Genomic DNA, 22,041 nt, shown 5'->3' with positions numbered 1-22,041 from the left:
AATTACATAGCACCCCTTTTTAATAAAGCGCAAATGTACATCTTATTTTCTCTATGTTCTTTTAATTCTTGGTTTTAAAACAAAAACAATTAACTTCGCTCCTACTTATATTTTTAAATTAATTATGAAAAAAACGCTTTTACTATTAGTGAGTTTAATACTCTTTATTTCGAGTTGTTCTAACAATAATAAAAACGAATCTATGCCTAGTTATATAGAAGAATCACATTCTTTTTCGCAACCGAATGATGCCGCTATTACGCATTTAGATTTAGATATTAATGTAGACTTTGATAATGAAATTATACATGGTAAAGCTTCGTATTTAATTAATAATAATGATGCATCAGAAATAATTCTTGATTCAAAATTCTTAGATATTGAAAATGTTCAAGCTGATGGTAATGACACCTCTTTTTCTTTAGGTGATTTTGATGAACAGTTAGGAAATCCTCTTAAAATTGAAATCAAAAAAAACACGAAACGCATTACTATTTTTTATAAAACAACTCATAAAACAGAAGCCTTACAATGGCTAAATCCACAACAAACCGCAGATAAAAAACACCCTTTTTTATTTACACAAGGTCAAGCTATTTTAACTCGAACATGGATTCCTATTCAAGATAGTCCGCAAATTAGAATTACTTATAATGCTAAAGTTAAAGTCCCTAGTAACTTAATGGCAGTTATGAGTGCCGAAAACCCAAAGACTAAAATACCTAACGGAGCATATACTTTTAAAATGGCACAGCCAATTTCTCCATATTTAATTGCGCTAGCAGTTGGAGATTTTGATTATAAGGCTATAAGTGACAGAACAGGTATTTATGCCGAAAAATCTATACTAGACAAAGCACATTATGAGTTTTCGGATATGGAAAACATGGTTGCTTCTGCCGAAAAACTTTACGGAAAATATGCATGGGAGCAGTTTGACGTTATTGTACTACCTCCAAGTTTTCCTTTTGGTGGCATGGAAAATCCGCGATTAACTTTTGCAACTCCTACTGTAATTGCTGGCGATAAAAGTTTAACATCGCTTATTGCTCATGAATTAGCTCATTCTTGGTCTGGAAATTTAGTTACCAATGCGACTTGGAATGATTTCTGGTTAAATGAAGGGTTTACTGTATATTTTGAGATGCGTATTATGGAAGCCCTTTATGGAAAAGATAGAGCTAACATGCTTGCAAAAATTGGAAGACAAGATTTAGAAGAAGAATTAGAAGGTTTTAAAGATGCTCCAAACGATACCAAATTAAAGCTTAACTTGAAAGATAGGAATCCTGATGATGGCATGAATAGTATTGCTTATGATAAAGGGTATTTATTTTTAAGAACTTTAGAAGAAACCGTAGGTCGTGAAAAGTTTGATGCCTTCTTAAAAAACTATTTTCAAACTCATGCGTTTTCTACAATTAACACCGAAAAATTTATTGATTTTTTAAATACAAATTTATTGGAAAAGTATAGCATCACATTTAACACAAATGAATGGGTTTATGAAGCAGGAGTGCCAAGTAACCAATCTATTATTGTTTCTGATAAATTTGAAACCGTTGAAAAAACAATTCAGCAATTTGTTAAAACAAATACAGTAGATAAAGCACTTACCAAAGATTGGACAACTCAAGAATGGGTACATTTTGTTAGAAACTTTCCTAGTGATATTAAAACGGAGCATTTAGCAATGATAGACGAGGCTTTTAATTTAACCAACTCAAACAATTCTTATATTGCAATGGTATGGTACGAGCAAGCCATAAATCATGATTACCATGGAAATAATATTGATACAAAAATTGAAGACTTTTTAATTAAAGTAGGCAGACGATGGTATGTTTCAACTATTTATAAAGCATTTAAAAGAAATAACAAAACTGATGAAGCTTTGGCTATATATACAAAAGCAAGACCAAACTATCATGCTGTAACTGCAAATACAATTGATGCATTATTAGGCTATAACCAAGACTAAAAAAACTCTCGGTATTGCATCACTCTAAAATCGAAAGTATTAAATTTTGGGTTTTTAGCTTTTAATTGTTTGTAAAGCGGAATTCTACTTATTGAAATATTAGCGGCTCCAGAACCAGAAGTAAGAGAAACGGTTTTAATGATTCGCTGAGGCAGAACAGGTTCCTGTAGGTCGCTTAGAATGACAAATTGATGTATTCGTGGTACTTCATTATTTATCAATTCTAGCTTAATATTATAATCCTTAATATGTTTTCTAAAAAAATATTCAGGACCATTTTTACTATTTCCTCCAGTAAACAATAAAGTGTCAATATTTGGATATTTTTTTAGATAGTCAATAACATCGCGAAGCTTAATATTTTGCATCCCTAAATCAGAAGCATCTATTTTTTCGCGTTCTGCACTGTCAACAATATCACAAACTCCAATTTTATGTTTTATTAAAAATTTCTTGCGCTCATTTACTGCTTCTTGGGAGTTATCATAACGCAAATTGAGATTATGAATTTTATCTATTTTTTTCCACAAAGAATTATAATAACTTCCATAACAGAAATTAACATCCTTCTCTAAAAGTTCGCCTGTAGAAAATCGTGGTGGTGGCAACGTGCCTACAATTAATTTGATAGTATCTTTTTGAATAAATGGTTTATATGGGTGTTTATGAAAAAACATTTAAAAATCCTGCAATAGTTTTTCAACTTCTTGTATCGTGGCTTTAAACAATCTTTTATTAGGCTTTGTCATATGCTGAGATTCTGTGGATATCTCTTCTAAAATTTCTTTGGCCTCGGTTTCTTTTTTTCTGCTTATTAAAAATTTAGCAAAAATTAATCTTTCATTATAAAATGAATAACGAATATCTATAGCTCTTAAGTTTGTTTCGGCTTCATCAAACTTACCGAGTCTCTCTAAAGCTAGGCCGTATAAAAATTGTGATCTTGATTTTTTAAATTCTGGATGTTCTTTTATTTTTTCGGCATACAAAACAACACTTTCACAATCTTCAATATTAAAATAAGCTTCAATCAATTGCTTAATCACATAAAAATCATTTTGCATATTACCTTCTAAAGCCTCTAGATAATTTGAAATAGCATTATTAAAGTCTTTATTTTCTAAATGAGCATCAGCTAAATTAACTCTGTTTTGGTAAGAATCTGAAAACTTAAGTTGCTTTTCTAAATCTTTTATTTTTTTGGTTGGGTTTATTATATGTGTTATTTCACTTGTTATTTTTTCTGCATCACGTTTATTATAAACTTGGGTGATTAAATAGATAGCACACCCTATAGGTCCTAAAAAAAGAATTACAAACCACCAATAATATGCATTCCTGTTGTTGTAAAGATGATATAAGCAATAAACTTGAAGCGCAATAATTAGGTAATAATACATTTAATATTAGTTGGTGTTTTAATTTTATCTTATAAAAACTAGTTCGGTTTCTGTACTCATAGGTTCACTAAAGTTATAACCTTCGTAATTAAATGCTTTCAAATCATCAATAGTTTCAGCATTGGTATCTATAACATAACGTGCCATAAAACCACGTGCTTGTTTAGCAAATGTCATAATCATTTTATATTCACCGTTTTTAAAATCTTTAAAATTAGCAGTAATTACTGGTACTTTTAAGGCTTTAGTATCTATGGCTTTAAAGTATTCATTACTTGCTAAATTTAAAAACAACTCGTCATCTTCTAATTCTTCGTTTAATGCATTGGTAATAGTTTTACGCCAAAACTCATACAGGTTTTTGTTTTTACCAACAGGAAATTTAGTTCCCATCTCTAAACGATAAGGCTGAATTAAATCGGTAGGTTTTAAAATACCATACAAACCAGAAATAATACGCACTGTATTTTGAAGTGTTTCTATTTTTTCTTTAGGAATGTTGTAAGCATCTAAACCTCTATATACATCGCCGCTAAAAGCATAAACGGCAGGTCTAGAATTTTCTTTTGTAAAAGGGAGTACCCAATCTTGATTACGCTGATAATTTAATTGTCCTAAATTATCTGAAATCTTCATAAGTTTCGATAAACTTTTAGCCGATTTCTTTTTAAGCAACTTATTTAAACGTTCAGACTGCTTCAAAAAACAAGCTTCGGTGTTTTTACTTATTGGTATTTTACTTTCAAAATCTAAAGACTTTGCTGGTGATAAAACGAGTTTCATTGAAAATATTTTTTATAACTAACCAAATTTACAATTAGTAATGGACTTTTAAAATGTAAGTTAACAATTATTTATAATGGCATGATAAATCGAATTGATACTATTGACTTTGTAAAAAAATTCAGCTACCTTCGTTTAACGTCGGATATAAGTCATTCAAACGACGCATATCCGTAAAAAACATTGTATGCAATTAAAACAAGTATTGAAACAATATGAATGTGATTGAGAAGTTAAAATATCATCAAGAAAATGAACTCGAAGAATGGATTGACAGTGATGACAAAGTATCTCGAAAATTCTCAAAAGAGTTAGTTAAATATTCAAAAGACCATTTGAATGAAATTAAACAATACTGCGTCAACACTATTCCAAGTGAATTTTCAAGTTTGAGTATTATCTATGAAGCATTTTCAGAATATTCTATTGATTTTAATGAGTTTTTATTTGAGGAAATACAACGAGTAGTCAATCTTGCAAAAAACAAAAGAATTAAACCTGAATATTTAGAAGTACTTACCGATATAGAGACTGAAGATATTTACTCAAAAACTGAAAATACCTATATTGATATTATGGAATTTTTAACTTCTAATCTTCATTTACAAAATGACTCGAAATTCAATATAGAACTTTTAGATGTAATTGGATGGTTCTTAATTGAACTTGATGAAGATGATGAAATTTCGGAATCCATAATTTGGATTAATCGAATAACAGAATTGGCTAATAATGCAGATGTAAATGTGAAAATTAAAGCTCGAGAAGTCCTTAAAGAATCGGATATTTCAAGTTCTTTGAATCCTCTTTCTATTATTGAAAAAATTAAAGGAATATTTAAATAAACTGCATACAACAATGGCTATAATTCATTGTGGTTTAGTGCCACATCAAAATATAAGTATAAATCAATGGATGATTTCTAAGCGGAATAATCCTGCGGATGATTCCACAACGAAATCATAGCCGAGACGTTAAACGAACTTTCGAAAAATACATTTAATAGTTTAAATACGCTTATTCTCTTCGATGTTAAGGAACTATGCTTAAATAATTTTGCAAAAAAAACAGCTATCTTCGTTTAGAAACTACTCAATAGCCTCACCGTTATATTGAATTTTAAAAAATTATGAAAAATAGACCAGGGATTTTTAATGATGTCATTGGACCAATTATGAGAGGCCCGTCTAGTTCTCATACAGCCGCATCATGGCGTGCAGCTAAAATATGCATGGATATTTTAAACGAGCCTCTTACAAAAGCTATTATTGATTTTGACAAAGATGGTGCCTGGGCTCCAAACTATAGAGACCAAGGAACTACGATTGGTATTGAAGGTGGCTTATTAGGGATAGAAATGTCTGATGACCAAATAAAGAATACTGAACAAATAGCTGATGAAAAAGGAATATCAATCCAATATGAGGTAAATAGTTACCAAACCAATCATGCAAACACATTTAGATTAGCATTAGAAGGTACTCAAGGAAAGCAAACAAAAGTTACAGCCGTATCAATTGGCGGTGGCTCTTTCGAAATTCAAGACATAGATGGTTTTAAAGTAAGTATTAATGGAGGTTATTATGAATTACTTCTAAAGGGTGTTTCTAAAAACATTCACTTACAAGACCTTTTGTTATTATTCACAGAAAGCAAGTCCATATCAGAGTCTTTTAATAACGAAAAGCGATTAGTAAACATTAAATTCTCAAAAGAGATTTCAATAGAAACCATTAATAAATTAAAAGACACAATACCTTTTGATGAATTAACTATTATAAAACCAGTATTACCAATTATATCAGGAAATGAATCAGAATTACCTTTTACAACTGTAGCATCTCTTTTAGAGTATGCAGAACAAAAAAATCTTGATCTTGCAGCTTTAGGCTTACTATATGAAAAAAATCAGAGCGGTTTAGATGATCAAGAAGTGATAGATAAAATGAAAAGTATTGTTGCTATAATTGAAAATAGTATAAAAACGGGTTTAGAAGGCACTTATTATGAAGATAGAATATTGCCCCGACAATCACATTTAATTGATGATGCTCAAAAGAAAAAGAAAATTCTAGAGCATTCCATTGTAAATAAAATCATAGCCAATGTATCTGCCATTATGGAGTCTAAAAGCGCTATGGAAGTTGTTGTTGCAAATCCAACCGCTGGTTCCTGTGGTGTTGTAGGAGGTGTTTTAAGAGCTGTCGCTGATGACATAAACGCGTCTCATGATGAATTAATTCAAGCTTATTTTGCCACTGGAATTATTGGAGTTTATTTTGCTCAAGGCCCTGGTTTCTCTGCTGAAGAACATGGTTGCCAAGTGGAATGTGGTGCATCAGCTGGAATGGCAGCAGCCGGAATTGTACAATTATTTGGTGGCTCGGCAAAACAAGCTATTGACGCAGCTTCAATGGCTATTCAGAATATGATTGGGTTGATTTGCGATCCTATTGCAGATCGTGTAGAAGCACCATGCTTAGGAAAAAATGTAAGTGCAGCCGTTAATGCGTTATCATCAGCAACCATGGCTTGTGCTGGTTATAATGCACTTATTCCTTTAAATGAAGTCATTGAAACAGTATCATCAGTAAGTCTACAAATGCCTTCTTGCAATAAATGTACAGGTAAAGGTGGATTAGCTATTACAAAAACTGCTTGTGCTATAAAGGAAAAGTTGAAGCAGAAAAGCACACTAACTACTTCGTAAAATAATACAATTATTCTTTTCTATATTTAATTGATAAACAATGGCAAATCTTCAAATAAATACTAACCCGAAAGTGGAAGTGGTTTTTAATAATTATCCGGATTCAGTTAGAAGTAAACTATTACATCTTAGACATTTAATTATTGAAACGGCAAATGATATTGCCGAAATAACAACGATAGAAGAAACCATAAAGTGGGGAGAACCTAGCTTTTTAACAAAAAAAGGAAGTACTATAAGAATAAATCAAAAAAAAGGAGAACCAAACCAATACGCCATGTATTTTCAATGTACTAGTAAATTAATCCCAACCTTTAAAATGATTTATAAAGACACTTTTACTTTTGAAGGTTCCCGTGCCATGGTTTTTAACATCAATAGCAAAATTCCAGAAGAAGCATTAAAAAACTGTATTACAGCTGCTTTAATGTATCATAAAGTAAAGCATTTACCAAACTTAGGAATGTAAAATAAAAGCTAAAACCAAAAACAAGAATGGCAAGATTACTATAATTCTTGATGCTTAGAATAAGCTTTCCACTTTTCAATACATTGTTGCATATCATCAGGAATTGGTGTGTCAAAACTCATAAACTCTCCTGTTTTAGGATGCTTAAAACCTAATGTTTTTGCATGTAAAGCTTGCCTTGGAAGTATTTTAAAGCAATTCTCTACAAACTGTTTGTATTTAGTAAATGTAGTGCCTTTTAAAATTTTTTCACCACCATATCTGGCATCATTAAACAAGGTATGCCCAATATGTTTCATGTGCACACGTATTTGATGTGTTCTACCTGTTTCTAACTTGCAAGACACCAAAGTTACATAACCTAAACGCTCTAAAACCTTATAATGTGTTATAGCTGGCTTACCTTTATCTGCCTCATCATCAATAAAAACAGTGTTTTGTAATCGATTCTTGGGATGGCGCCCTATGTTGCCCTCAATAGTTCCTTCGTCTTCTTCCATATTACCCCAAACAATAGCTACGTATTCGCGTTCGCTAGTTTTTTCGGCAAATTGTAAAGACAAATGCGTCATCGCTTTTTCAGTTTTAGCAACCACTAAAAGTCCACTTGTATCTTTATCAATTCTATGTACTAATCCTGGGCGCTCACTCGAGTTATTTGGTAAATTATCAAATCTATGAATTAGCCCATTTATTAAAGTGCCCGAATAGTTTCCATGACCAGGGTGCACCACCATTCCTGCTTGTTTATTTACAACTAAAAGTTCATCATCTTCATAAATCACATCAATATCTAAATCTTCTCCTACTAATAAATTTTCAAAAGGCGGATGTGCAAATAACACACGAATAGCATCAAAAGGTTTTACTTTATAGTTAGATTTTACAGGCATGTTGTTTACAAAAACACTTCCGTTTTTTGCTGCAGCTTGAATTTTATTTCGCGTAGCATTTTCAACAAAATTCATTAAATATTTATCTATACGTAATGGTGTTTGCCCTTTATCTACCGTAAAAGAATAATGCTCGTATAAATTATCCTCATCGGGTAATTGCGGTGTATAGTCTTCCATTTTATTGAATCAATGCGTATTGAAGTATTCTATTAATTCTTAGTAGATGGCCGATTTCCATTACCAAGAACTAAGTCAATTTTTTCGGTTTTTGGCAGCATATCTCCAGCTTGTATGGTTTTACCTTTATGTGCCATTTTTAACACAATATCTCTACCAATATTATCAACATAAGTGAGTTTCCCTACTTTAAAATCTAAAGCTTCTAATGTTGGTTTTGCTTGCCTTAAAGTGCTTTCTATCAAATTAGGCACTCTTACTTTTCTATATCCAGAAGGGTTTAATGTTATATAAATTTTTCTATCCTCTTTAACTTTTGTACCTACTGGTGGGTCTTGTTCTATAACTGAAAATTTTGGATAATTAGGATTGAAATTTGCAGAGTCTTGAATTTGCATGACTAAATTATTCTCTTTTAATTCAATTTCTGCAACACTTATAGATTTTCCTGTTAAGTCTGGTACTGTCTCAAAATCGCCATGGTTTGTTGATGATTTTAACCACGATAACATAATAAAACAAAAAACAACTAATGCAACTATTGCTAAAGCAATTTGAGTAAAAAATGTTTTACTTACAAGAAATTTAATAATGCTCATCTATTATAATTTTCGATACGGCAAATATATAAAAACAGAACTGTTTTTTCTTTTGCAATATATATGATATTTTAGCTTAACTTATTATACTTACGTTTTATTGTAGGTTTTAGACTGACAGAAAAAGTATTTAAATATAAATGAAAAAAAATATTGCCATTATTATGGGAGGATATTCTAGCGAATATGAAATCTCATTAAAAAGCGGAAATGTAGTTTTTGAATCCTTAGATGAATCAAAATATAACATTTATCGCATTCATATTTTTAAAGATAAATGGGTTTATGTTAATGATAATGACAATGAATTCCCAATTGACAAAAACGACTTTTCAGTTAGTATAAATGGTACAAAAACCACCTTTGACTGTGTATTTAATGCAATTCATGGGTCGCCTGGAGAAGATGGTTTTATGCAAGGTTATTTTGAATTAATAAACATGCCACATACAAGTTGTGGTATGTACCAAGCTACTTTAACATTTAATAAACGAGATTGCTTAAGCGTATTAAAACCTTATGGTATTAAAGCTGCCGAATCGTTTTATTTAAACCTTGGAGATACTATTAATGAAGACGCAATAATTAATAAAGTAGGCTTACCATGTTTTGTTAAAGCTAATAAAGCTGGTAGTAGTTTTGGCATTACCAAAGTCTATAAAAAAGAAGATTTACAAAATGCCATAAAGGTTGCTTATAAAGAAGATGATGAAATTATTATCGAATCGTTTTTAGATGGTACTGAAGTCTCAGTTGGCGTTATTACTTATAAAGGCGAAACCAAAGTGTTGCCAATTACAGAAATAATAAGTAATAACGATTTTTTTGATTATAAGGCAAAATATTTAGGCGAGTCTGAAGAAATTACACCTGCGCGGTTAAGTGCTGCAGAAGAAGAGAAAGTAAACATAGTTGCTAAAAAAGTATACGAGGTTTTAAAACTAACAGGCTTTAGCCGAAGTGAATATATTTTTAAAGATGGTGAACCACATTTAGTAGAAGTTAACACAGTTCCTGGGTTAACGAGAGAAAGTATATTACCGCAACAAGTTATAGCAGCAAATATTTCTTTAGCTGATTTTTTTGGTAATGCGATTGAAGAAGCTTTAAGATAAAAGTTGTAATTTTATATTTATGAAACGAGCCATATTTCCAGGGTCATTTGACCCATTAACATTAGGACACTACGATATTATTAAGCGTGGCGTTACTTTATTTGATGAAATTATTGTGGCTATTGGTGTGAATGCCGATAAAAAATATATGTTTTCTCTTAATGAACGCATGAAATTTATTGAAGATGCTTTCGCTGATGAACCTAAAGTAAAAGTTGTATCATACAAAGGCTTGACCGTTGATTTTTGTCAAGAAATTGGAGTTGAATTTATTTTAAGAGGATTAAGAAATCCTGCCGATTTTGAATTTGAAAAAGCTATAGCCCATACCAACAGAGACCTTGCGCCTATTGAAACGGTATTTCTTTTAACAGCGGCTAAAACATCGTACATCGCCTCTTCTATAGTGCGAGATGTTATTAGAAATAATGGTGATTACACAAAGTTGGTTCCGAAAAGTGTACGCGTAAAATGAAATTTAAATACATATATATAATAACTCTAATATTTAACATTATTGGATGTAAAAATGCTGTCCAAAAAACAATTCCGATAAATAAAGAACTTGTTATTAAAGAAGTTGAAAACATGTTTGCTGACTACCACGGTGATATAAAAAAGCAAGGTCTTACTGCAGAATTTGACTATCTAGATAATTCCAAAGATTTTTTCTGGGTACCCCCAAATTATAACTCAGCATTAACTTACGACTCTGTTAAAAATATTTTAATAGCCAATGATAAATTAATTAGCAAAATTCAATTGTCGTTTGATACTTTAAAAGTATTTCCTCTTACAGATAGTTTAGCTAGTTATTCGGGAATTGTAAAAGGAAAAATGGTAGATACTTTAAACACTGTAACTAAATTTAAAATTATTGAGTCTGGCACATTAGTAAAACGTTACGATGGATGGAAATTACTAAATGGTCAATCTAGAAATTTAGATTAATAAAAAATATCAGTGTTTTTAAATATTGATTTTATTTATCTAAAAAATGAAATCGGCTTATTATAAAATTTGCTACTCTTTTAGTTGATGATAATTCATTTTACAAGTAATTCAAAGAATCGATTTGAATGAGTTTTATGTAACAATTCTTACTAATTATATACTAATAAGTATAATGATTTATTTAAAAATTCATGTTCCATCAAGTTACATACTTGCTTTTCAAACTCAATCTTGTTCAGCCATCTGAAAGGACAATACGCTTTTGGATGCATACTGATGAAATTGAAAAGTTGGAGTATGTTTTAAAACATGGAAACTACAAATCAAGACAGTTGGCTGCTGAAGCTTTAGGCGTTACTGGTTACACATCATCTATTCCTGTACTTTTTGAAGCCATAAATGATAAGATTCAGAATGTATCGATTGCTGCTTTAAATGCGCTTGAGAGCATTGGTTGTGAAGATGAATTAGGCTTTACCATTATAAAAAAACGTTTTAATTGGTTAAAAGAAAAACGTGAAAATGATAAAAAACGAGAAGCTAATAAAGGCAAAAAATATAAGATTTACCGCTGGGAACGTGCTAGTAAAAAATCGTTTGACCGAGTAAAAGAACAGTTAAAAAGACCTATGCGATAAGTCTTTTTTTGCGTTAGGGATTGCAATGGCATCCTTTTTTTAAAAGATAAAACAACTTTATTTAAAACTAAAATTTAACTAATAGCCGCGTCGCTCATTACTTGCTATAACAAAAAAAGATATAATGGAAAGCCCGACCCTTGTGGTAACGCTCAAATATTAAAGCTTATATTCTGAAAGTCCTTTAGTAAATGCTTCAGGGTTTTCGGCTAAATGATAACGTGGATCATCAATATCTTCTACAATAACTTCTCTGAATTTTGGGCTTGATTTGTAAAGTAATATTTTACAATCTTCGCTTAAATGCTTTAGTTTAATTGATTTTCCTTCTGCTTCATATTTATTAACTAAGTTAAAGATGGCTTCAATAGCAGAATGGTCGCTCACACGAGATTCAACAAAATCTACCTCAACATTTTCAGGATCATTTTTCACATCAAACTTTTCATTAAATGCTATAATAGAACCGAAAAATAATGGTCCCCAAATTTCATATATTTTAGTACCATCTTCACGCATACGCTTACGAGCTCGAATACGTTTTGCGTTTTCCCACGAAAATACCAATGCGCTTATAATAACTCCAGCAATTACAGCAATTGCCAAATCAAAAATTACGGTTAAGGCTGACACTGCAACCAAAACAATAACATCACTAAAAGGTATTTTGTTTAAAATTCTAAAACTACTCCATGCAAACGTGCCAATAACTACCATAAACATTACTCCTACAAGAGCTGCTATAGGTACTTGTTCGATAAGACCAGAAGCAAACAAAATAAACACTAACAGCATTAGCGCTGCAACTATACCTGAAAGTCTGCCACGGCCACCCCCTTTTATGTTAATTAACGATTGTCCAATCATGGCGCAACCACCCATACCACCAAAAAGACCTGTTACAATATTGGCTCCGCCTTGGGCTAAACATTCTTTATTAGTGTTCCCTCTAGTTTCGGTTAACTCATCAACTAAATTTAAAGTCATTAATGATTCAATTAAACCAATAGCTGCCAATATTATAGCGTACGGAAAAATAAATTTTATAGTTTCTAAGTTGAAAGGAACTTTACTAAATATATCGGTTTGAAACTGTGGTAATCCTCCTTTTAACCCTTCTCCTCCTCCATCTCGAATAAAGCTACCCACGGTTGCAACATCTAAATTTCCAAAAATTACTATAGCAGAAACCACCAAAATAGCAATCAAGGCTTCAGGTAATTTTTTAGTAAGTTTTGGCAAACCAAACATAATCCCCATAGTCAATGCAACAAGGCCTATCATTACCCATAGACTATTTCCTGTAAACCAATCGCCATTTACATCTTTAAACATGCCTAATTGCGATAAGAAAATCACAATAGCTAAACCATTTACAAACCCCATCATTACAGGATGCGGAATGAGTCTTACAAATTTTCCTAGCTTAAAAATACCAGCTAACATTTGTATAACTCCCATTAAAATAACCGTAGCAAACAAATAATACAACCCTAGTTGCTCGCCTTCTGCACCCATCGCATTTCCTTCAGCAACTAAGCTTACCATAACTACTGCTAAAGCTCCGGTTGCTCCACTTATCATTCCTGGTCGACCACCAAAAATAGAGGTTATTATACCAATCATAAATGCTGCATACAATCCAACCAACGGATCAACACCAGCAACAAATGCAAACGCTACCGCTTCTGGCACTAATGCTAAAGCTACAGTAATTCCGCTTAAAATATCATTTTTAGCATTTGCTGTTCGCTTTCTAATAAACTCAGTCATAATGGTTTGTTTTAAGAAGCGGCAAATTTAAGGTTAATATGGAGATGCACAAGTGCTTATTACTATATTTATTAAAGCAGTGTGCTAAAACGTTTGAGAAATAATCAATTACCACTTATTCTAAACTACCTAACCAAGTAACCGCTTCCTCTCTTTTATAAAATACTCTAATATTCAATTTATAATTTCCATTTACATTTATTAATGTTTCTGTAGACATTACTCCTCCTGTGGTATGAGCCACTACAGCCATGGCTTTAATTTGTTTTAAATTAGCAATATTTTTTTGAGCAGAAAACGTATAGCTATATGCATTCTTTTTATTTATTAGTAATGAAAAGGGAGATTCAAGAGAATTGAGTAAAAAATCGTGATATTCGGCAACCTTAACTTCATCTATAAGAACCCCATCATCAACAATAACCTCAGCTAGATTTTTACTTAAAATAACAATTTTTCCAAAAGATAAATTACAAATCTTCATAAATTTATTTTAATGAGAGACTTATAAAACTTAAAAACAACACGTTGCTGTTTCTCCTTTTAGCAATATACAATTACTGTAAGTTACTACATTTTATTTAAGTTAAATAGCTTTGAAAAGCTATAATTATAATAATATTGTAGTTTTATAGTATTTTCAAAAAAAATATCTTTTCATTAAAAAATTTAAATCAAAAATTTAATTAAAATGAGAATTCTTATAGTGCTTTTAATTTTAGTTGTGTCTTGCAAAAATTCAAATGAAAAACCGTATTATAACTTTGAAACTCATTTTGAAAAATCTGAAGGCATTGAAACTGCAACTTACGAACAAGCTATTAAGTTTTATAGAGATTTATCTAATGCTTATCCAGAAATTTCAATTCAAGAGATTGGAGAAACAGATTCGGGTAAACCATTACATATTGTAACTTTAAATAATAAATTTCAATTTGATTTTTCTGAAATACATAAAAACAAGCGCATTATTTTAATTAATAACGGGATTCATCCAGGTGAATCTGACGGTATTGATGCTACAATGATGCTTTTTAGAGATTTAGTAAACGGTAAAATAAAAGCTCCAAAAAATACTGTAATAGTTACAATTCCTATTTATAATGTTGGTGGGAGTTTAAACAGAAACTCAACAACACGTACCAATCAAAATGGTCCTAAAAATTATGGTTTTAGAGGCAATGCCAGAAATTATGATTTAAACCGCGACTTTATAAAATGTGATACCAAAAATGCTGAGACCTTTGCTAAAATTTTTCATTTAGTAAAACCCGATGTTTTTATAGATAATCATGTTAGTAATGGCGCTGACTATCAATATACTTTAACCCATTTATTCACTCAACACAATAAACTTAATGGAGATTTGGGTAATTATGTACATAATGAAATGATGCCCAAATTAGAAGAAAAGCTAAATACAAAAGATTGGGATATTACACCCTATGTAAATGTTTTTAATCAAGTTCCGGAAAAAGGGTTTTCTCAATTTATGGATTATCCACGTTACTCAACCGGTTACACAACTTTGTTTAATACCCTAGGCATGATGGTAGAAACCCATATGCTTAAACCTTACAAACAACGTGTTGAAGGGACTTATGAATTGATGAGAACAATGATTGAAATTACAGAAGAGCATGGTGATAAAATTACTGTACTACGTAAAAAAGCAAACAGTAATATTCTATCTAAAAAAACATACACGCTAAACTGGGAAATTGATACCACTAAAACCTCTACTTTAAGTTTTAAAGGTTTTGAAGGTGAAAGCATAAAAAGTGATGTAACAGGTTTTAACCGCTTAAAATATGACAGAAATAAGCCGTTTACTAAAAATATTAAATATCAAAACTATTTTAAACCCGCTTTAGAAATTAAAATTCCAACAGCTTATATTATTCCACAAGGTTGGCATCGAATATTAGATTTATTAAAATTGAATCAAGTAGAAATACACCAGTTAAAAAGTGATTCTATCTTTGCAGTAGAGAGCTATAAAATTGAAGATTATAAAACAAGACAGCAAGCTTATGAAGGGCATTATCCGCACTATAATGTTTCGGTGTCTTTAAAAACAGAGAAATTGACGTTCAAAAAAGGGGATTATGTTATAAAAACAAATCAACCTTCGCTTAGATACATTATTGAAACTTTAGAACCACAAGCGCCTGATTCATTTTTTAATTGGAATTTTTTTGATGCTATTTTGCAACAAAAAGAAGGGTTTTCACCTTACGTATGGGAAGACAAAGCGCTTGAATTATTAAATAATAATGAAAAACTAAGAATAGCTTTCAATGCAAAAAAACAATCTGATAAAGCCTTTACAAATAATTGGTATGCCCAGCTAGATTGGGTACATAAACAAAGTGAATATTATGAGAAAGCACATTTACAGTATCCTGTTTATAGGGTTGCTAATTAAGTTTTAAAATTTGACTTTGTAAAATAATGATAACTTTGTTTTTAATTACTGATATAAGGCTTTAAACAGTTTTATGTCGATAAAACATTATCAGTAATTTGAAAAAAGCTATGGCTAAACACATTTTATTAATCCTTTTTCTATCCATTATAAGTTTCAGTTGTAATGAAGAACAGGTACTCATAGAAGGAATTGTATTATCAGACAAGAAAGCTCATATTCTGATTTCTACAATTGATACACTTATTGTATCTAGACATGATGAAAAAACAAAAAAAATTGACAGCTTAGTAATTTTTCATGAAAACATTGCATCAGCAGATAATGATGGTTTTTTTTCTCTATTAGCATTTCCAAGTGACTCTATTTATTTCAAATCTTTTAATCATATTCCTCAATCAATATTAGTTTCTGATTATTTAAAAAGAAAAGACAAACTAATTGAATTAAAATCATGTAATTGGGAGTTTAAGTGTGACAAAGATCCTATACTTTTTGCGTTTGCTGCAAAAAAGATAAGTCTAGAACATAAACCTCCCGAGCCTTATTGCGATCAAGTAATTTTCAATCATCATTTCATAGCAAAGTATAAGGTTATTGAGAATGTATATGGAAATATTCAAGAAGATACTATTATCTTTTCCGTTTTCGATCATTATGGTTGGCCGAAATTCAAAAGTTATGAAAATATTCTTTTATTTGTTTCAAAACACTGTGATATTTTCATCCATGAAAAATATCAATATCAAGATATTTATAAAACAAAAAACGGAAAATGGGCTTCTCCTTATTTCAATGATGATTATAGATATTCTGAACAAGGTTTCCCTATAAGTCCAAAAAAAATTGAATTTGAAAACCCTGTTATTTTTGAGTACACAAATAATGATTCAATTGAATGGCTAAAAAAAAGATATCCTGAGCCTTATTATAAAATTGATAATGGCGAAGTTATCGCTCTCTACGGAAATTATTTAGATGAGTTATTTGAAATGAAAAAATTGACCATTCTCAAATCAAGAGGCTTTTTTGATTAAATTACTTTTAAAATTAATTAATCTGCTCCCTCATCGGAAATCATAGCTGGCTGCCTATCACTATTTCAAATCACGAAAATATTAAGCTACCTATAAACCCTAAACCAAAGCTTTAATATTGGCATAACTATTCTTTAGTGCTTTTTTTGTTTGTTCTTTATTAAGCCATTCAACTTTACTAATGCCTTCATTTTCTTGTGGATAAAGCTTTCCTTTAAAACTTGTTTTCATTTCAAACCAATAAGTTATCTTTATTTTATATCTCCCATTACGCTTAAAAATATGGTACGTAGTTTCTAAAGGCTTTGTAATTTTTAATCCACCAACACCTGTTTCTTCAGTAACTTCTCTAATAGCTGTTCTTTCTATAGTTTCGTTACCTTCGGTTTTTCCTTTAGGTAAGTCCCATTTATCATTTCTATAAATAAATAAAATATCTCCATCGTCATTATATACTTTTCCTCCACCTGCAACCACATTTGGCAGCTTTTTAAGAAACTTTTTAAGTAACTTTTTTTCCTTTTTCCCTATAAGTCTAGCCTCTTTTAGTTTTGTTCTGTTTAGAGTTCTAATAACTTTAGCTAAATCTACAGTTTTAAGCAAATAATTTTTAAAGCCTTCTTCTTTTTCAACTTTAGTCGTTAAAATAATAGGTTTATCATTAACAAAAATTTTTTGCATATAAGTTTGCTTAACCATTTCGTTTTGGTAAAAATATCATTTTTAAACACATTTTAACTATTGTTAAAAAAAATAATTTTATTCATCAATCTTCAGCTAAATAGAAATAAATTTATGTGTAATTTTGCTTTTATGATTTTTAACAAAAATACCGCTAGAAAAACCGCTGAAGTTTTATTACAAGTTAACGCTATAAAATTAAGCCCTAAAGAGCCTTTCACATGGGCTTCTGGATGGAAATCACCCATTTATTGTGATAACAGAATAATATTATCTTTCCCACCTATTCGAAACTATATACGAGAGGTAATGGGCAAACAAATTGAAAAACAATATGGCAAACCCGATGTAATTGCCGGCGTAGCAACTGGTGCTATAGGTATAGGTATGTTAGTTGCAGAATACATGGGTTTACCTTTTATATATGTTAGACCAGATGCCAAGGGGCATGGACGCAAAAACCAAATAGAAGGCTTCATTGAAAGCGGGCAAAATGTTGTAGTTGTAGAAGATTTAATTAGTACGGGTAAAAGTAGTTTAAATGCTGTAAGAGCTTTAAAAGAAGCCAATATTAACGTAAAAGGTATGATAGCCATTTTTACTTATGGTTTTGATATTGCAACAGAAAATTTTAAAAAAGAAAATGTAAATCTACATACTTTAAGTAATTACGAAAGTTTACTTGAACAGGCTTTAGAAACAAATTATATATCGCAAAAAGAACTGGAAACTTTGTCTGAATGGAATTCCAACCCGAGTGAATGGAACGCTAATTGATATATCTCATTAAAAATAATTAATTATGAATTTAGAATCACCTAAAATTAGCGTTAGTAAATCACCTCAAGAAGTATTTGATTTTTTATCTGATGTTAAAAATTTTGAAACATTAATGCCCGAAAACATAAGTAAATTTGAAGTTTTAGAGAATGATAAGTTTCTTTTTGCTTTAAAAGGTATGCCAGAAATAATACTTAAAAAGAAAGAAGCCGTGGCACCTAATAAAATTACACTAGGAGCTGCTGGTGGTAAATTAGATTTTTCTCTAATTGGAAATATTACTGAAACCGAAAATGGCTCTAGCGAAGTACAATTAGAATTTACTGGCGACTTTAACCCTATGATGGCTATGATGATTAAAGGGCCTATTAGTAAATTTATTGAAACCCTTGCCACAAGTATTCCAAATGCTATTTAGTACATTAAAGTAATTTCTTTTAGGTCAAATTTTTTAACAATTTCATCTTCTAAAAGCACTTGCAGCTTACCATATTTGGTAACACCTATTATAAAACCAGAAAATAAATCTCCTTCAACATTCTTAAAAGTTGAAGGTTTATTTTTTCTAAATAAATTGGCTTCATATTCATTTTTAACAGCATCATATTTGCCTTGTTGTAAAAGATTAGAATATGATTTAGTATGTTTTATAATGCTTCGCAAAATCTCATCTAAATTATAATGAACCCCAGTTATGTTTTTTAAAGACGATGCTCTAGGGAGGTTAATAAATTCTGTTTGGTTAACATTAATCCCAATTCCAATTATTGTAGAGTTAAGCTTGTTTTTTATGACATTTTCAATCAAAATTCCACAAATCTTCTTGTCTGCTGACAAAATGTCGTTAGGCCATTTAATATGCAAATCAGGAATATTTAATGTTTTTAAAGCCTTTAAAATAGCCAAAGAAATAGCCATGCTAATGTAAAAAGGAAATTCAACAACATGTATACTCAAATCTTTAAATAAGCTAAACATAAGGTTTCTCCCCTTGTCCGAGTCCCAATTAGTCCCCATTTGGCCACGGCCATTAGTTTGATGTTCTGCAACAACAATGGTATAATCGGCCACGGTTTCATTACAAATCATCTCTTTTAAAAAAGAATTTGTAGAATCGATGGCATTAAGTTTGATTATACGCATTTACAAGTTATTTTAAACCTTTAAAATCTTATGATTATTTTAAAGTATAAAGAACTAAAAAAATAATAACTTTGCACAAATTAAATAAAATTAATGGCGAAAGAAAAAATAAGCCCAGACCAATTAATATCTGTAATAATAAATGGCATTGAAGATGTTAAAGGTAAAGAGATTAGTATTCTAGATTTAAGAGATATTGAAAATACGGTTTGTGATTACTTTATAATTTGTGAAGGAACTTCAAACACTCAAGTAAACGCCATAGTCAATTCGATACAAAAAAAGGTAAGCAAAGAACTTAAAGATAATCCTTGGCATACCGAAGGTTTAGATAATGCCGAATGGGTATTAATAGACTATGTTAATGTTGTTGTACATGTGTTTCAAAAACATATTCGAGAATATTATGATATTGAAAGTCTTTGGGGTGATGCAAAAACAACAGTAATAGAAACTAGTTACTAAAAGAAACAAATGGCAAACGACAAAAAAAATATAAAAGAAAAAAAACCTAAGTTTAGCCCGTATTGGATTTACGGTATTGTATTAGCAATATTTTTAGGGTTTCAATTATTTAGCAGTGGTAGTTATCAAGATGGTGGAACTATAACACCTTCTGAATTTTTTAAATATGCTGAAGATAATGATGTTGAAAAAGTAGAAATTATAAATAGGCGTATTGCTCAAGTATACTTAACAAAAGAAGCCCAAGAAAAAGAGATTCATAAAAGCTCTAAGCCAAAAACTTTTATTCCTTCGGCAACTAAGCTACCTAATTACAAATTTGAAATTGGTGATCTTCAAAATTTTGAAAATGATTTAAAAGCCATTAACAAATATGATATTCTTAGTTGGGATACTAAAGAAAACGTTTGGGGAGATTTTCTATTAGGTATTTTACCTTTTATTCTATTAATTGGTGTTTGGATATTTATTATGCGTCGTATGTCTGGAGGCGCAGGTGGAGGTGCAGGTGGCCAAATCTTTAACATAGGAAAATCTAAAGCAAAATTATTCGATCAAAACACTGAAGTTAAAACGAGCTTTAAAGATGTTGCAGGTTTAGAAGGGGCTAAAGAGGAAGTTCAAGAAATTGTAGACTTTCTTAAATTCCCAGAAAAATACACAACACTAGGTGGAAAAATACCAAAAGGGGCTCTACTTGTAGGCCCTCCAGGAACAGGTAAAACCTTACTAGCAAAAGCTGTTGCCGGTGAGGCTAAAGTACCTTTCTTTTCTTTATCAGGTTCAGATTTTGTTGAGATGTTTGTAGGTGTTGGTGCATCACGTGTACGTGATTTATTCAAACAAGCCAAAGAAAAATCACCTTCAATTATATTTATTGATGAGATTGATGCCATTGGTCGTGCTAGAGGTAAAAACGCAATGTCTGGTAGTAATGATGAACGTGAAAACACACTAAATCAACTTCTAACAGAAATGGATGGTTTTGGAACTAATACTAATGTAATAGTTATTGCTGCAACCAATAGAGCAGATATTTTAGATAAAGCACTTATGCGTGCAGGTCGTTTTGATAGACAAATTTTTGTTGATCTTCCTGATGTCAGAGAGCGTAAAGAAATTTTTGAAGTTCACTTAAGGCCTCTTAAAAAAGCTAAGAATTTAGATTTAGATTTTTTATCAAAACAAACACCAGGATTTTCTGGTGCTGATATTGCAAACGTTTGTAACGAAGCTGCTTTAATTGCTGCCAGAAATGGAAAAAAAGCAGTAGATAAACAAGACTTTTTAGATGCTGTTGATAGAATTATTGGTGGCTTAGAAAAGAAAAATAAAATCATAACACCTAGCGAAAAGCGAGCAGTTGCTTTTCATGAAGCTGGTCATGCAGTTACAAGTTGGATGTTAGAACATGCAGCTCCTCTAGTTAAAGTCACAATTGTTCCTCGTGGAAGATCTCTAGGTGCTGCTTGGTATTTACCCGAAGAGCGTTTAATTGTTCGTCCTGAACAAATGCTAGACGAGATGTGTGCAGCTCTTGGTGGTCGTGCAGCAGAAAAAGTAATTTTTAACAAAATTTCTACTGGTGCTTTAAGTGATTTAGAAAAGGTAACCAAACAAGCTAGAGCTATGGTTACAGTTTATGGGCTTAGTGATAAAATTGGTAATTTAACGTATTACGATTCTTCAGGTCAAAGTGAGTACGGTTTTTCAAAACCTTATAGTGAACAAACTGCAGAATTAATTGATAAAGAAATTTCTGCAATTATCGAAGAGCAATACCAACGTGCTTTAAAATTACTTGAAGAAAATAAAGACAAATTAACAGAGCTTGCTGAAGTTCTTCTTGAGAAAGAAGTTATTTTTAAAGATAATCTTGAAAAGATATTTGGTAAACGTCCTTTTGAAAAAAGTAACTCTGAAGAAGCAGAAAAAGGAAAGATTACCGAAGAAGAAGAATAAATTCATAACAAATTTTGTTAAGCTTTTAGTAAAAATCTTAAATTAAGCCT

At 30.9% G+C, this 22,041-nt stretch carries 23 protein-coding genes; 14 read left to right on the top strand and 9 right to left on the bottom strand.

The genetic code is table 11. From position 1 onward, the window contains the following. Positions 1-124: 124 nt before the first annotated feature. On the top strand, positions 125-1,981 hold the full coding sequence (locus tag M3P09_RS04740) for a M1 family metallopeptidase (protein WP_249972220.1): 1,857 nt from the start codon (positions 125-127) through the stop codon (positions 1,979-1,981). Here the strand turns inward: M3P09_RS04740 and M3P09_RS04735 are convergent. From M3P09_RS04735 to yaaA, 3 genes are read right to left on the bottom strand one after another with little or no spacing between them, the layout of a single operon-like run. Next, a complete protein-coding gene (locus M3P09_RS04735) occupies positions 1,978-2,658 on the bottom strand; it encodes a uracil-DNA glycosylase family protein (RefSeq protein ID WP_249972219.1) in 681 nt (226 codons plus the stop codon). The genes M3P09_RS04740 and M3P09_RS04735 overlap by 4 nt on opposite strands. Then, positions 2,659-3,381, bottom strand: a complete 723-nt coding sequence (locus tag M3P09_RS04730) for a hypothetical protein (protein ID WP_249972218.1) — start codon at positions 3,379-3,381, stop codon at positions 2,659-2,661. It abuts the gene before it with no gap. A 24-nt stretch (positions 3,382-3,405) separates the two neighbouring features. Then, positions 3,406-4,164 carry a peroxide stress protein YaaA gene (yaaA, locus tag M3P09_RS04725; protein WP_249972217.1) on the bottom strand — a complete coding sequence of 253 codons (759 nt, stop codon included), beginning with the start codon at positions 4,162-4,164 and terminating at the stop codon, positions 3,406-3,408. 389 nt (positions 4,165-4,553) lie between these two features. Between yaaA and M3P09_RS04720 the strand changes: the two genes are divergently transcribed. The 3 genes from M3P09_RS04720 (at position 4,554) to M3P09_RS04710 (ending at position 7,343) form a co-directional block, all read left to right on the top strand. Continuing rightward, positions 4,554-5,009, top strand: a complete 456-nt coding sequence (locus M3P09_RS04720) for a hypothetical protein (RefSeq protein WP_249972216.1) — start codon at positions 4,554-4,556, stop codon at positions 5,007-5,009. A gap of 284 nt (positions 5,010-5,293) precedes the next feature. Next, positions 5,294-6,874 carry an L-serine ammonia-lyase, iron-sulfur-dependent, subunit alpha gene (locus tag M3P09_RS04715; RefSeq protein ID WP_249972215.1) on the top strand — a complete coding sequence of 527 codons (1,581 nt, stop codon included), beginning with the start codon at positions 5,294-5,296 and terminating at the stop codon, positions 6,872-6,874. 40 nt (positions 6,875-6,914) lie between these two features. Beyond that, positions 6,915-7,343 carry a DUF1801 domain-containing protein gene (locus M3P09_RS04710; RefSeq protein ID WP_249972214.1) on the top strand — a complete coding sequence of 143 codons (429 nt, stop codon included), beginning with the start codon at positions 6,915-6,917 and terminating at the stop codon, positions 7,341-7,343. Between the two features lie 38 nt (positions 7,344-7,381). Here the strand turns inward: M3P09_RS04710 and M3P09_RS04705 are convergent, their stop codons facing one another. Both M3P09_RS04705 and M3P09_RS04700 read right to left on the bottom strand, forming a co-directional pair. After that, a complete protein-coding gene (locus M3P09_RS04705; protein WP_249972213.1) occupies positions 7,382-8,416 on the bottom strand; it encodes an RluA family pseudouridine synthase in 1,035 nt (344 codons plus the stop codon). A gap of 32 nt (positions 8,417-8,448) precedes the next feature. Continuing rightward, positions 8,449-9,015 (bottom strand): PASTA domain-containing protein, encoded by a 567-nt coding sequence (locus tag M3P09_RS04700; RefSeq protein WP_099564362.1) that lies wholly within the window; start codon positions 9,013-9,015, stop codon positions 8,449-8,451. 140 nt (positions 9,016-9,155) lie between these two features. On the opposite strand from M3P09_RS04700, the gene M3P09_RS04695 reads away from it, so the two are divergent. The 4 genes from M3P09_RS04695 (at position 9,156) to M3P09_RS04680 (ending at position 11,722) form a co-directional block, all read left to right on the top strand. Continuing rightward, on the top strand, positions 9,156-10,130 hold the full coding sequence (locus M3P09_RS04695; RefSeq protein ID WP_249972212.1) for a D-alanine--D-alanine ligase: 975 nt from the start codon (positions 9,156-9,158) through the stop codon (positions 10,128-10,130). A 19-nt stretch (positions 10,131-10,149) separates the two neighbouring features. Then, positions 10,150-10,605 carry a pantetheine-phosphate adenylyltransferase gene (gene coaD / locus M3P09_RS04690; RefSeq protein ID WP_249972211.1) on the top strand — a complete coding sequence of 152 codons (456 nt, stop codon included), beginning with the start codon at positions 10,150-10,152 and terminating at the stop codon, positions 10,603-10,605. Next, entirely contained in the window at positions 10,602-11,081 is a 480-nt protein-coding gene (locus M3P09_RS04685) for a hypothetical protein (RefSeq protein WP_249972210.1), read from the top strand. Before coaD ends, M3P09_RS04685 begins: the two co-directional genes overlap by 4 nt. A gap of 194 nt (positions 11,082-11,275) precedes the next feature. Then, positions 11,276-11,722: a HEAT repeat domain-containing protein gene (locus tag M3P09_RS04680; protein ID WP_249972209.1), complete on the top strand. Its 447-nt coding sequence runs from the start codon at positions 11,276-11,278 to the stop codon at positions 11,720-11,722. A gap of 159 nt (positions 11,723-11,881) precedes the next feature. Here M3P09_RS04680 and M3P09_RS04675 read toward each other — a convergent pair whose 3' ends face one another. Continuing rightward, positions 11,882-13,495, bottom strand: a complete 1,614-nt coding sequence (locus M3P09_RS04675) for a SulP family inorganic anion transporter (protein WP_099564367.1) — start codon at positions 13,493-13,495, stop codon at positions 11,882-11,884. Positions 13,496-13,610: 115 nt separating this feature from the next. Then, complete coding sequence (locus M3P09_RS04670; RefSeq protein ID WP_249972208.1) at positions 13,611-13,979, bottom strand: hypothetical protein; 369 nt, start codon at positions 13,977-13,979, stop codon at positions 13,611-13,613. A 207-nt stretch (positions 13,980-14,186) separates the two neighbouring features. On the opposite strand from M3P09_RS04670, the gene M3P09_RS04665 reads away from it, so the two are divergent. Then, on the top strand, positions 14,187-15,923 hold the full coding sequence (locus tag M3P09_RS04665) for a M14 family metallopeptidase (protein WP_249972207.1): 1,737 nt from the start codon (positions 14,187-14,189) through the stop codon (positions 15,921-15,923). Positions 15,924-16,033: 110 nt separating this feature from the next. Next, on the top strand, positions 16,034-16,960 hold the full coding sequence (locus M3P09_RS04660) for a hypothetical protein (protein ID WP_249972206.1): 927 nt from the start codon (positions 16,034-16,036) through the stop codon (positions 16,958-16,960). A 99-nt stretch (positions 16,961-17,059) separates the two neighbouring features. On the opposite strand, the gene M3P09_RS04655 is transcribed toward M3P09_RS04660, so the two are convergent. Continuing rightward, positions 17,060-17,641, bottom strand: a complete 582-nt coding sequence (locus M3P09_RS04655) for an NUDIX hydrolase (protein WP_099564370.1) — start codon at positions 17,639-17,641, stop codon at positions 17,060-17,062. Positions 17,642-17,773: 132 nt separating this feature from the next. Between M3P09_RS04655 and pyrE the strand changes: the two genes are divergently transcribed. Beyond that, entirely contained in the window at positions 17,774-18,418 is a 645-nt protein-coding gene (pyrE, locus tag M3P09_RS04650) for an orotate phosphoribosyltransferase (protein ID WP_249972205.1), read from the top strand. A 25-nt stretch (positions 18,419-18,443) separates the two neighbouring features. Continuing rightward, entirely contained in the window at positions 18,444-18,839 is a 396-nt protein-coding gene (locus M3P09_RS04645) for an SRPBCC family protein (RefSeq protein ID WP_249972204.1), read from the top strand. Here M3P09_RS04645 and M3P09_RS04640 read toward each other — a convergent pair. Continuing rightward, a complete protein-coding gene (locus M3P09_RS04640) occupies positions 18,836-19,564 on the bottom strand; it encodes a biotin--[acetyl-CoA-carboxylase] ligase (RefSeq protein ID WP_249972203.1) in 729 nt (242 codons plus the stop codon). The two genes, M3P09_RS04645 and M3P09_RS04640, sit on opposite strands and share 4 nt — an antisense overlap. Positions 19,565-19,657: 93 nt before the next feature. Here M3P09_RS04640 and rsfS point away from each other — a divergent pair, with 93 nt between their 5' ends. Continuing rightward, positions 19,658-20,029, top strand: coding sequence for a ribosome silencing factor (rsfS, locus tag M3P09_RS04635; RefSeq protein WP_099564374.1), 372 nt, complete (start codon positions 19,658-19,660; stop codon positions 20,027-20,029). Between the two features lie 9 nt (positions 20,030-20,038). Then, complete coding sequence (ftsH, locus tag M3P09_RS04630; RefSeq protein WP_249972202.1) at positions 20,039-21,991, top strand: ATP-dependent zinc metalloprotease FtsH; 1,953 nt, start codon at positions 20,039-20,041, stop codon at positions 21,989-21,991. Positions 21,992-22,041: the final 50 nt, after the last annotated feature.

The organism is Jejuia spongiicola (assembly GCF_023502325.1).
In the GTDB taxonomy this organism is placed as follows: domain Bacteria; phylum Bacteroidota; class Bacteroidia; order Flavobacteriales; family Flavobacteriaceae; genus Wocania_A; species Wocania_A spongiicola.
Note: the sequence above shows the minus strand (reverse complement) of the source record. Positions and strands in the feature narration are given on the sequence as shown.

Bases quoted from the DNA above. Each gene is read 5' to 3' on its own strand.
- M3P09_RS04740 (WP_249972220.1), top strand. From the start codon at position 125: ATGAAAAAAACGCTTTTACTATTAGTGAGTTTAATACTCTTTATTTCG.
- M3P09_RS04735 (WP_249972219.1), bottom strand. From the start codon at position 2,658: ATGTTTTTTCATAAACACCCATATAAACCATTTATTCAAAAAGATACT.
- M3P09_RS04730 (WP_249972218.1), bottom strand. From the start codon at position 3,381: ATGTATTATTACCTAATTATTGCGCTTCAAGTTTATTGCTTATATCAT.
- yaaA (WP_249972217.1), bottom strand. From the start codon at position 4,164: ATGAAACTCGTTTTATCACCAGCAAAGTCTTTAGATTTTGAAAGTAAA.
- M3P09_RS04715 (WP_249972215.1), top strand. From the start codon at position 5,294: ATGAAAAATAGACCAGGGATTTTTAATGATGTCATTGGACCAATTATG.
- M3P09_RS04710 (WP_249972214.1), top strand. From the start codon at position 6,915: ATGGCAAATCTTCAAATAAATACTAACCCGAAAGTGGAAGTGGTTTTT.
- M3P09_RS04705 (WP_249972213.1), bottom strand. From the start codon at position 8,416: ATGGAAGACTATACACCGCAATTACCCGATGAGGATAATTTATACGAG.
- M3P09_RS04700 (WP_099564362.1), bottom strand. From the start codon at position 9,015: ATGAGCATTATTAAATTTCTTGTAAGTAAAACATTTTTTACTCAAATT.
- M3P09_RS04695 (WP_249972212.1), top strand. From the start codon at position 9,156: ATGAAAAAAAATATTGCCATTATTATGGGAGGATATTCTAGCGAATAT.
- coaD (WP_249972211.1), top strand. From the start codon at position 10,150: ATGAAACGAGCCATATTTCCAGGGTCATTTGACCCATTAACATTAGGA.
- M3P09_RS04685 (WP_249972210.1), top strand. From the start codon at position 10,602: ATGAAATTTAAATACATATATATAATAACTCTAATATTTAACATTATT.
- M3P09_RS04680 (WP_249972209.1), top strand. From the start codon at position 11,276: ATGTTCCATCAAGTTACATACTTGCTTTTCAAACTCAATCTTGTTCAG.
- M3P09_RS04675 (WP_099564367.1), bottom strand. From the start codon at position 13,495: ATGACTGAGTTTATTAGAAAGCGAACAGCAAATGCTAAAAATGATATT.
- M3P09_RS04670 (WP_249972208.1), bottom strand. From the start codon at position 13,979: ATGAAGATTTGTAATTTATCTTTTGGAAAAATTGTTATTTTAAGTAAA.
- M3P09_RS04665 (WP_249972207.1), top strand. From the start codon at position 14,187: ATGAGAATTCTTATAGTGCTTTTAATTTTAGTTGTGTCTTGCAAAAAT.
- M3P09_RS04660 (WP_249972206.1), top strand. From the start codon at position 16,034: ATGGCTAAACACATTTTATTAATCCTTTTTCTATCCATTATAAGTTTC.
- M3P09_RS04655 (WP_099564370.1), bottom strand. From the start codon at position 17,641: ATGCAAAAAATTTTTGTTAATGATAAACCTATTATTTTAACGACTAAA.
- pyrE (WP_249972205.1), top strand. From the start codon at position 17,774: ATGATTTTTAACAAAAATACCGCTAGAAAAACCGCTGAAGTTTTATTA.
- M3P09_RS04645 (WP_249972204.1), top strand. From the start codon at position 18,444: ATGAATTTAGAATCACCTAAAATTAGCGTTAGTAAATCACCTCAAGAA.
- M3P09_RS04640 (WP_249972203.1), bottom strand. From the start codon at position 19,564: ATGCGTATAATCAAACTTAATGCCATCGATTCTACAAATTCTTTTTTA.
- rsfS (WP_099564374.1), top strand. From the start codon at position 19,658: ATGGCGAAAGAAAAAATAAGCCCAGACCAATTAATATCTGTAATAATA.
- ftsH (WP_249972202.1), top strand. From the start codon at position 20,039: ATGGCAAACGACAAAAAAAATATAAAAGAAAAAAAACCTAAGTTTAGC.